This is a genomic window from Tsukamurella sp. 8F, from assembly GCF_029167375.1.
GTDB lineage: Bacteria > Actinomycetota > Actinomycetes > Mycobacteriales > Mycobacteriaceae > Tsukamurella.
The window spans coordinates 187,242-195,027 of the sequence record NZ_JARFTP010000007.1 but is presented as its reverse complement, the minus strand read 5'-3'; the positions used below and the strand labels follow the sequence as shown (position 1 = coordinate 195,027).

The window sequence follows — 7,786 nt, the reverse complement described above, 5'->3', positions numbered from 1 at the left end:
CCCCCGGGTTCTTGCTGGTCAGACCGCGGTGCGTGCGCGGGTCCGGGCGTTGCGGCGCTTCAGCGCGCGACGCTCGTCCTCGCTCATACCGCCCCACACGCCCGCGTCCTGTCCGGACTCCAGGGCCCAGGACAGGCACTCGGCGGTCACGGGGCAACGGTTGCAGACGAGCTTCGCGTCGGCGATCTGTGCGATCGCCGGGCCGCTGTTGCCGACCGGGAAGAACAGCTCCGGGTCCTCGTCGCGACAGATCGCCTTGTGGCGCCAGTCCATTTCTGCACACTCCTCACGCACGCCGAATCAGGCGTCTTGGTCTTTACGGGCTGTTAACGCGGCCGAACCCTCATGTTTCCGCGTTGTTACTGGCCTGAATACTTCCAGGTTTCAAGCAAGAGTCAATAGGATTCCGTCGGTTGGTGCTGGAAATCACAAGCAGGGGTGATTTCCAGGTACTCGCTCCGTTGTACTACACTGCCGCCCTCTCCGCAGCGCGAGAGGCAGCTTAACGCTATACGCTGCGCGTTTGCAATAGCCTTTCTCGGAGTGCGCGACGGGAGTCACACATCTCGGCGCGCCTCGAGTTCAGCGGACGCGAGGCAGTGGAGGCAGGTCCGCGACCACTCGGATCCGCTCGGGTGAATACCAGAACCGGACGTCGTCGCGGGCCCCGATGTGGTCGCCGTCGACCTGTGTCGCGACGGGAACGCTACTCGTGACGCGGAGTTCGGGCAGATCATCGTCGCGCAGCAGATGCCCCACCGACGGACCCTTCGGCCGCCGCGACAGCATCTGTCGCACCAGCCGCAGATTCGGGACCGTGCGCATCGAGCGGGCCGCGAAGATCCCGAGCCCAGATCCGTAGTCCGTGCCCGGATTGGTGAAGACGGGCCGGTCGCCGAGGAAGGTCCACGGGCTGGCGTTGGAGACGAATGCGAAGTGCACGCCGTCTACGGGCTCTCCGCCCGGCAGCGTCACGGTGAGTGTCGGTTCGCGGCGCGCCGCCGCGAAGAACGTCCTGATCGAGGTGCGGACGTAACGGTTGGGAGTCGCCGGCTTGCCGCGGTCGCGCAGCGCCTCCATGTTCTCGATCACCTCGGCGTCTACGCCCATTCCGGCGTTGAACAGGAACCAGCGCGCGTCGGCACGACCGAGCCCAATGGTTCGAAAAGTGCTGCGCGACAACAGGTCAGTGAGGTGCACGGTCGCCTGCAACGGGTCGCGTGGAACGGCCAGGGAACGGGCGAACACGTTGGCGCTGCCGCCCGGTATGACCGCCACCGCGGGCAGTTCCTCGGGCGCGGTGATCGGATCGCCGTCGGGGGCGCCCTCGTCGCCGAGGATCCCGTTCACCACCTCGTTCACCGTGCCGTCGCCGCCGTGCACGATCACGAGGTCGGTGCCGTCGGCGCGCGCCTTGGCCGCGAGCTCGCCGGCGTGGCCGCGGCGCTCGGTCTGAGCGAGGGTGATATCGAGGGTCGACGACAGGGCCATGGCCACGAGGTCGCGGCCGGCCGGCGTTATGAAGGTCGCGTTGGGGTTGACGATGAGCAGGGCGCGCACGCCGGTCAGAGTACCGACGGAACCGGCGTGCCGGGCGTCACCGTCGCGGCAGCCGATAACCTGTGCAGCGTGAACGCACCCCGGAACGCACCCGCGTCGCCCCGCACTGCGCGCATCGCCGGCGGCCTGATCGCGGTCGAGGGCGCGGCAGGGCTGGTCGTCGGGGTGGTCGAGCTGATCCGCGGGCTGACCGCGGGCGCCGAGTCGCCACGCGGCGCGTACGGACTGGCCTTCTGGCTCATCCCCATGGGCGCTGCGGTCCTCGCGGGCGGTTGGGCCCTGTGGACGGGGCGCCGCTGGGGCCGCACGCTCGGCGTGCTCGCAAACCTGCTGCTGCTGCCGGTCGGCTACTCGATGGCGTTCCCTTCGGGCCGCCCGCTGCTGGGACTACCGGTCCTGGTGCTCGCCGTCGCCGTGCTCGTGCTGTTGTTCAGCCCGGGCACCGTGGGGTGGCTGGATCGCGGGTACGGCAGGCGCGGCGCCGATGCGGACGAGCCGGGGGAGGCGACCGGCGAGGGGTCGGACGGGCGCTGAGGGCGTCAGCGCCCGGCGTAGCTCTCCGACGCGTACCCCGTGCGCCCGAATGCTCGCAGCTGGGGGACGCCGTGCGCGTCGTACGCCAGGACCGTCGCCGACGCCGGCAGGACGTGGAAGTGGCGGCCGAACGAGATCGGCGCCTGTAGGTAGCGGGCCGTCAGGGCGGCGCCGAAGTGCCCGTGACCGACGAGGACCACGTCGCCTCGCTCGAGCGCGACCGCTGCCTCGGCGAGCACGCGGTCGGCGCGCGCCGCGATCTGCTCGGGGCTCTCGCCGTCGGGTCCACCGTGTGTCCACACGGTCCAGTCGGGCACGGTGCGGTGGATCTCCGCGGACGTGATGCCCTCGTAGTCGCCGTAGTCCCATTCGCCGAGGTCCGGTTCGGTGCGGGAGACGGTGAGCCCCGCCAGCTGCGCGGTGCGCTGCGCGCGTGCACGCGGGCTCGCGAGGACCGTCACCTCACCCTGCATGTCCAGCGCGTCGACCACCGCGGCGAGCGAGGCGGCCTGCGACACGCCCGTGGCGTTGAGCGGAAGGTCGGTGGATCCCGTGTGCCGCCCCTCGGCGGACCAGTCGGTCTCGCCGTGGCGGATGATCACGAGTCGGTGCGTCGGAGTGGTCACCCGTACATCGTCGCGCACCGTCGGTACCCTCTGGTGCATGACATACGTCCTGGCGGTGGCGAACCAGAAGGGCGGCGTCGCGAAGACCACGACGGTGGCGAGTCTCGGCGCTGCGCTCGCGGAGCTCGGTGCCCGCGTCCTCGTAGTGGATCTCGATCCTCAGGGGTGCCTCACGTTCTCACTGGGGCACAACCCCGATCGTGTCGAGCGGAGCGTGCACGAGGTGTTGCTCGAGGAGGTGTCGATCCGTGACGTCCTGCTCGAGACCGAGGACGGTGTGACCGTCCTTCCGGCGACTCTGGATCTCGCGGGCGCCGAGGCGATGCTCTTGATGCGGGCGGGCCGCGAGTACGCCCTCAAACGCGCGCTGGCGGATGTCGCCGAAGAGTACGACGTGATCCTCGTCGACTGCCCACCCAGCCTCGGGGTCCTCACGCTCAACGGGCTCACCGCCGCCGCGGCGGTCGCGGTGCCGCTCCAGTGCGAGACACTCGCGCACCGCGGCGTAGGGCAATTGCTCAAGACGGTGAACGACGTCCAGCGCATCACCAACCCGGACCTGAAGCTGCTCGGTGCCCTGCCCACCCTGTACGACTCGCGCACCACGCACAGCCGCGACATCCTCTCCGATGTCGCCGACCGCTACGGCCTCGCCGTGCTCGCCCCGGCGATTCCCCGGACCGTCCGGTTCGCAGAGGCCAACGCCGCCGGCCGGACGGTGCTTGTGGGCCGCCGCAACAAGGGCGCCGCCGCGTACCGCGCACTCGCCGAGAACCTGTGGGCGCACGTGAAAGACGGTGCACCCCTAAAGGAGTGGCAGACCGAGAGCTGACGCGTCGATCTCCGTCCGGGCCCGGCTCAGGCCTGGTACGCCTGCACCTTGTCACCCCAGCGCGCGACCACCGTCTGGCCGGCCAGGTTCAGTAGGACCGGGCCCGACGTGTATCCCGGACGCTCGACATCCACGGCGCGCAGGATGCGCCCCGTCGGATCGTAGGCGGTGAGCGTCGACGGGCCGGGCACCACGATCTCGTTCCCGATCATCACGCCGGGCCCGAGAGCGCCGGGGATGATGAGGTGCACCTCGAACGAGTAGGCGTCCAGGATCAGGGTGTCACGGCCGGTGTAGAAGCCGACGAAGGTGCCGTCCCGCATCACCGGCACGTCGGGTGCGCCGCCGGGCGGGGTGGCGATGTCCTGACCCGAGATCTCGGTACCGTTCGTCCCGAGTACCTCTAGACGGGCGGGGCGCCCGGCCTGGGGTGGCACGTAGACGGCTACCGACGTCGACGTGGCCCCGATGATCCGCACACCGTCGTCGCCGCCCAGTGCCGGGGCGATGACGCTTGACGTGACCTGCGGTGTCGCCGCGTCTTTGGGTGCCGCGGTGATGACGGTCAGCCGGGGATTCGGCTCGGTGGGGCACCGTTCGAGGATCGCGATCTGCGAATCGGTCGGCAGGGCCGACAGCTGAGTGCATCCCGAGCGTGGCTGGGCGCCGGGCTGCACCGGCACGTCGGGCGTTCCATACTCGACGGTGAGCACCAGATCCGAGCGCAGTACGTCGACCCGGGAGGGCGACTGCGCCACCACGTACGAGCCGTCGGTGGTCAGTCGCACGTGTCGATCCTCGCGGCTCGACCGGGCGTAGCGCCGCTCGCCGGTCGCGGGATCGAGAGCCGTCACCTCACCGCATCCGCGCGCGTCGGGGTAGAACGCCAGGATCGTCGCGGTGTTGGTGATCAGGCCGCACGCGTCCCGGTCGCGGGTGTAGCGCCACAGCTGCTTGCCGCTGCTCGAGCCGATTCCTGCGACGGTCCTACCGTCCGCCGTGGCCACCATGCCCTCGACGACCTGCACGGGTTGGTCGGAGCGTGCCGACCACGTGGGGTGGAGCTCTGCGGGCAGCGAGGTCAACGGGTCCGGGACGGGCTCGGTGGCTTTCGCGATCACGTTCGTGGTGCGCCGCGCGCTGGAGAAGTTCCAGACGGCGAGTCCGGCCACCACGACGGCGACCACGATGAGCGCGGCGATCACCAGGTCTGCCGGGGTCCTGCGCTCGGGTCTCACCACGCGCCCCACCCTAATGGTCGCGCGCGATCACTCCGCTGAGGCGGCCTCGGGCTGCGCCGCGGTGTCGGCGCCGTCGCCGGCGGACCGTCCGCCCGAGCGGCGACGGCGACGGCGCTTGCGCGCGGGACGGTCGGCACCGTCGGGCCCGGACTCGCCGCCCGCGGCCGGGCCGGAGGCCGGGCCCTCCTCGGGCTTCGTCGCGGTCTTCTCGTTCGTCGCGGTCGTCTCGCCGTTACCAGCACCGGTGCCGCCGTCGGCGACGGTCTTGCCGGCGCGCGTGCGCTTCCGGGACCGGTTACGTGCGGGACGGGTGCGCTCGCGGCGTTCGACGACATCGCCTTCCTCGCGGGTGCGGCGAGATGCGATGCTGCCCTTGACCTTCGGGTCGATGCCGAGGTCGGCGAACAGATGTTCGCTCGACGAGTAGGTCTCCGCGGGCTCCGGCTTACCCAGACCGAGTGCCTTGTCGATCAGCTCCCAGCGGTGCAATTCGTCCCAGTCGACGAGCGTCACCGCGATGCCGGTCTTACCGGCGCGACCCGTGCGCCCGATGCGGTGGACGTACGTCTTCTCGTCGTCGGGGCACTGGTAGTTGATGACGTGCGTGACATCGTCGATGTCGATACCGCGGGCCGCGACGTCGGTGGCGACCAGCACGTCGATCTTGCCCTCGCGGAACTTGCCCAGGGCCTTCTCGCGCGCGATCTGGCCGAGATCGCCGTGTACGGCGCCCACCTTGAAGCCGCGTTCGGCGAGCTCGTCCGCCACCTTCTGCGCGGTGCGCTTGGTGCGGGCGAAGATCATGGTGGCGCCGCGGCCCTCCGCCTGCAGCACCTTCGCGACCAGTTCGGTCTTGTCGAGCGCGTGTGCCCGGTAAACGAACTGCGTGGTGCGCTCGTGAACGGCGGAGTCGTCGTGGTGCTCGGCCCGGACGTGGGTCGGCTGCCGCAGGAACGTGCGGGCGAGCGTGATGATGGGTCCCGGCATCGTGGCCGAGAAAAGCATGGTCTGTCGGGCGTCGGGGACCATCGTCAGGATGCGCTCGATGTCCGGCAGGAACCCGAGGTCGAGCATCTCGTCGGCCTCGTCGAGCACCAGGATCTGGATCTTGCCCAGGATCAGATGGCCCTGCTTCGCAAGGTCGAGCAGGCGTCCGGGCGTGCCTACGACGACGTCGACGCCGTTCTGCAGGGCCTCGATCTGGGCCTCGTAGGGGCGACCGCCGTAGATCGACGTGATCGACAGCGGGCGGGGGCCCTTGGTGGTGGCCACGTCGAAGCCGTCGGCGGCCTGCTCGAGGTCTTCGGTGACCTGGACGCACAGCTCGCGCGTCGGGACGATGATGAGGGCGCGCGGCGTTCCGTCGAGCGCGCGCAGGCCGTCCTCGCCCGCCTCCGCCGCGGCGCTGGCCAGGCGGTGCAGCAGCGGCACGCCGAAGCCGTAGGTCTTGCCCATGCCCGTGCGGGCCTGACCGATGAGGTCGTTGCCGGCGAGCGCGAGGGGGAGTGTGAGCTCCTGGATCGCGAAGGTCCGCTCGATGCCCCGCTTCGCGAGGGCGTCGACGATGCCCTTACCGACGCCGAGCTCGGCGAACGTGGGGGAGAGATGGTCGTCGGAGATGACCGTGACGGCGGGGAGGTGGGAGTCGACGGGAGGCTCGACGTGGGTGTCGGGCGTGGTCTCGGTATGGAGGTTCGTCGTTTCGGTGATTGTTCTTGGCCTTTCACTGGCAGCGAGTGCGTGAGTCGCGGCATCGTCACGCGCGCACGATCGGCTGACAGCGGTCTGGCCGTGCACCCCTCGCGACCTGCCGCTCGTGGGGCGGTCGCGGGCGCCTGGTGCGCGCACATTCTCGGTTGCACTATCACGAAGACCGTGAACGTGCGACACCATTGTACCCGTCGGTCGCCGCCGCCTTAGCATGTGCACCATGACGGATGAGCGGGCAGTCGAGAATCAGTCCGATGGGGCGGGCGGCGCCGGGCCCGACGGCGGCCCGGAGCATCCCGGTATCGCGCAGTTGTTCGCGGTGCTCGCATCGGGTGAGATCCTCGCCTTCGAGCGGCTGGCCAAGGAGGCGGATCTGGCGCCGGACCGTCGGGGCAGGATCGCCTTCGCGTCGATGGCCGCCGCCGAGATGGCGCACTTCGAGACGTTGCAGGCCGAGCTGGAGCGCCGCGGGCTCGACGTGATCGCGGTGACCGAGCCCTACATGGAGGTGCTCACCCGATACCACGCGCGCACGACGCCGCGGAACTGGTACGAGGCGCTCGTCAAGGCGTACATCGGCGACGGGCTCGCCGCCGACTTCTACACCCAGATCCTGCCCGCCCTGCCCGCGGCCTCGTCGTCAGTCGTCGAAGACACCCTCAGCGGAACCGGACACTCCGAATTCGTTGTGCCGCAGGTGCGTTCGGCCGTGGTAGCGAATCCGGCGCTGCGCTCGCCGCTCACGCTGTGGGGCCGCCGGCTGCTGTCTGAGGCCATCGTGCAGGCGCAGGAGGTGCTCGCCACCCGGGACGAGCTGGCGGCGATGCTGTTCGAGTCCTCGGGCGAGATGGCATCCATCGCCGAGTTCTTCGACACCGCCCAGGAGCATCACGCGAGGCGCATGGCGGCGTTGGGCCTCGGGTAGACGGCTCAGCCCACAGCAGAACCGGTGGGGCAGTCGTTCTGCGCTCGGCTAGCCTTTCGGTGAACGTTTCGACGACAACGGAGGTTTCGGCCGTGGAGGTCAAGATCGGTATCGCGGACACAGGCCGCGAGCTCGTGGTGCAGAGCAAGGACGACGCCGACAAGGTCAAGCAGATCGTCACGGACGCCCTCGCCGGTAAGAGCGACCTGCTCGAGCTGACCGATGAGAAGGGGCGTCAGGTGCTCGTGCCTCTGACGCGGATCGCGTATGTCGAGCTGGGGGCTCCGCACACGCGCACCGTCGGTTTCGCTGCGACGTAGGACATACGACAAGTGCCGCACCGGACCACGGTGCGGCA

9 protein-coding genes are annotated in these 7,786 nt (G+C 69.8%); 4 read left to right on the top strand and 5 right to left on the bottom strand.

All coding sequences use genetic code 11. The annotated features are described in order from the left end of the window. Positions 1 to 18: 18 nt before the first annotated feature. Both P0W64_RS08250 and P0W64_RS08245 read right to left on the bottom strand, forming a co-directional pair. The gene (locus P0W64_RS08250; protein ID WP_275479596.1) at positions 19 to 273 is read right to left on the bottom strand and encodes a WhiB family transcriptional regulator; all 255 of its coding nucleotides are present in this window, start codon (positions 271 to 273) and stop codon (positions 19 to 21) included. A 309-nt stretch (positions 274 to 582) separates the two neighbouring features. Continuing rightward, complete coding sequence (locus tag P0W64_RS08245) at positions 583 to 1,560, bottom strand: diacylglycerol kinase family protein (protein ID WP_275479595.1); 978 nt, start codon at positions 1,558 to 1,560, stop codon at positions 583 to 585. Between the two features lie 69 nt (positions 1,561 to 1,629). Between P0W64_RS08245 and P0W64_RS08240 the strand changes: the two genes are divergently transcribed. After that, the gene (locus tag P0W64_RS08240) at positions 1,630 to 2,094 is read left to right on the top strand and encodes a hypothetical protein (RefSeq protein ID WP_275479594.1); all 465 of its coding nucleotides are present in this window, start codon (positions 1,630 to 1,632) and stop codon (positions 2,092 to 2,094) included. 5 nt (positions 2,095 to 2,099) lie between these two features. Here P0W64_RS08240 and P0W64_RS08235 read toward each other — a convergent pair whose 3' ends face one another. After that, complete coding sequence (locus P0W64_RS08235; protein ID WP_275479593.1) at positions 2,100 to 2,720, bottom strand: histidine phosphatase family protein; 621 nt, start codon at positions 2,718 to 2,720, stop codon at positions 2,100 to 2,102. A 37-nt stretch (positions 2,721 to 2,757) separates the two neighbouring features. Here P0W64_RS08235 and P0W64_RS08230 point away from each other — a divergent pair, with 37 nt between their 5' ends. Beyond that, a complete protein-coding gene (locus P0W64_RS08230) occupies positions 2,758 to 3,552 on the top strand; it encodes an AAA family ATPase (protein WP_275479592.1) in 795 nt (264 codons plus the stop codon). A gap of 26 nt (positions 3,553 to 3,578) precedes the next feature. Here the strand turns inward: P0W64_RS08230 and P0W64_RS08225 are convergent, their stop codons facing one another. Together P0W64_RS08225 and P0W64_RS08220 are read right to left on the bottom strand one after the other, a co-directional pair. Next, positions 3,579 to 4,793, bottom strand: a complete 1,215-nt coding sequence (locus P0W64_RS08225) for a PQQ-binding-like beta-propeller repeat protein (protein ID WP_275479591.1) — start codon at positions 4,791 to 4,793, stop codon at positions 3,579 to 3,581. Positions 4,794 to 4,820: 27 nt separating this feature from the next. Beyond that, positions 4,821 to 6,413, bottom strand: a complete 1,593-nt coding sequence (locus P0W64_RS08220) for a DEAD/DEAH box helicase (protein WP_275479605.1) — start codon at positions 6,411 to 6,413, stop codon at positions 4,821 to 4,823. Between the two features lie 310 nt (positions 6,414 to 6,723). On the opposite strand from P0W64_RS08220, the gene P0W64_RS08215 reads away from it, so the two are divergent. Both P0W64_RS08215 and P0W64_RS08210 read left to right on the top strand, forming a co-directional pair. Further along, a complete protein-coding gene (locus P0W64_RS08215; RefSeq protein ID WP_275479590.1) occupies positions 6,724 to 7,428 on the top strand; it encodes a ferritin-like fold-containing protein in 705 nt (234 codons plus the stop codon). 92 nt (positions 7,429 to 7,520) lie between these two features. Continuing rightward, positions 7,521 to 7,748 (top strand): DUF3107 domain-containing protein, encoded by a 228-nt coding sequence (locus P0W64_RS08210; RefSeq protein ID WP_275479589.1) that lies wholly within the window; start codon positions 7,521 to 7,523, stop codon positions 7,746 to 7,748. The last annotated feature ends 38 nt before the right edge of the window (positions 7,749 to 7,786 follow it).

Coding starts and splice junctions, on each gene's coding strand:
- P0W64_RS08250 (WP_275479596.1), bottom strand. CDS start 273: ATGGACTGGCGCCACAAGGCGATCTGTCGCGACGAGGACCCGGAGCTG.
- P0W64_RS08230 (WP_275479592.1), top strand. CDS start 2,758: ATGACATACGTCCTGGCGGTGGCGAACCAGAAGGGCGGCGTCGCGAAG.
- P0W64_RS08215 (WP_275479590.1), top strand. CDS start 6,724: ATGACGGATGAGCGGGCAGTCGAGAATCAGTCCGATGGGGCGGGCGGC.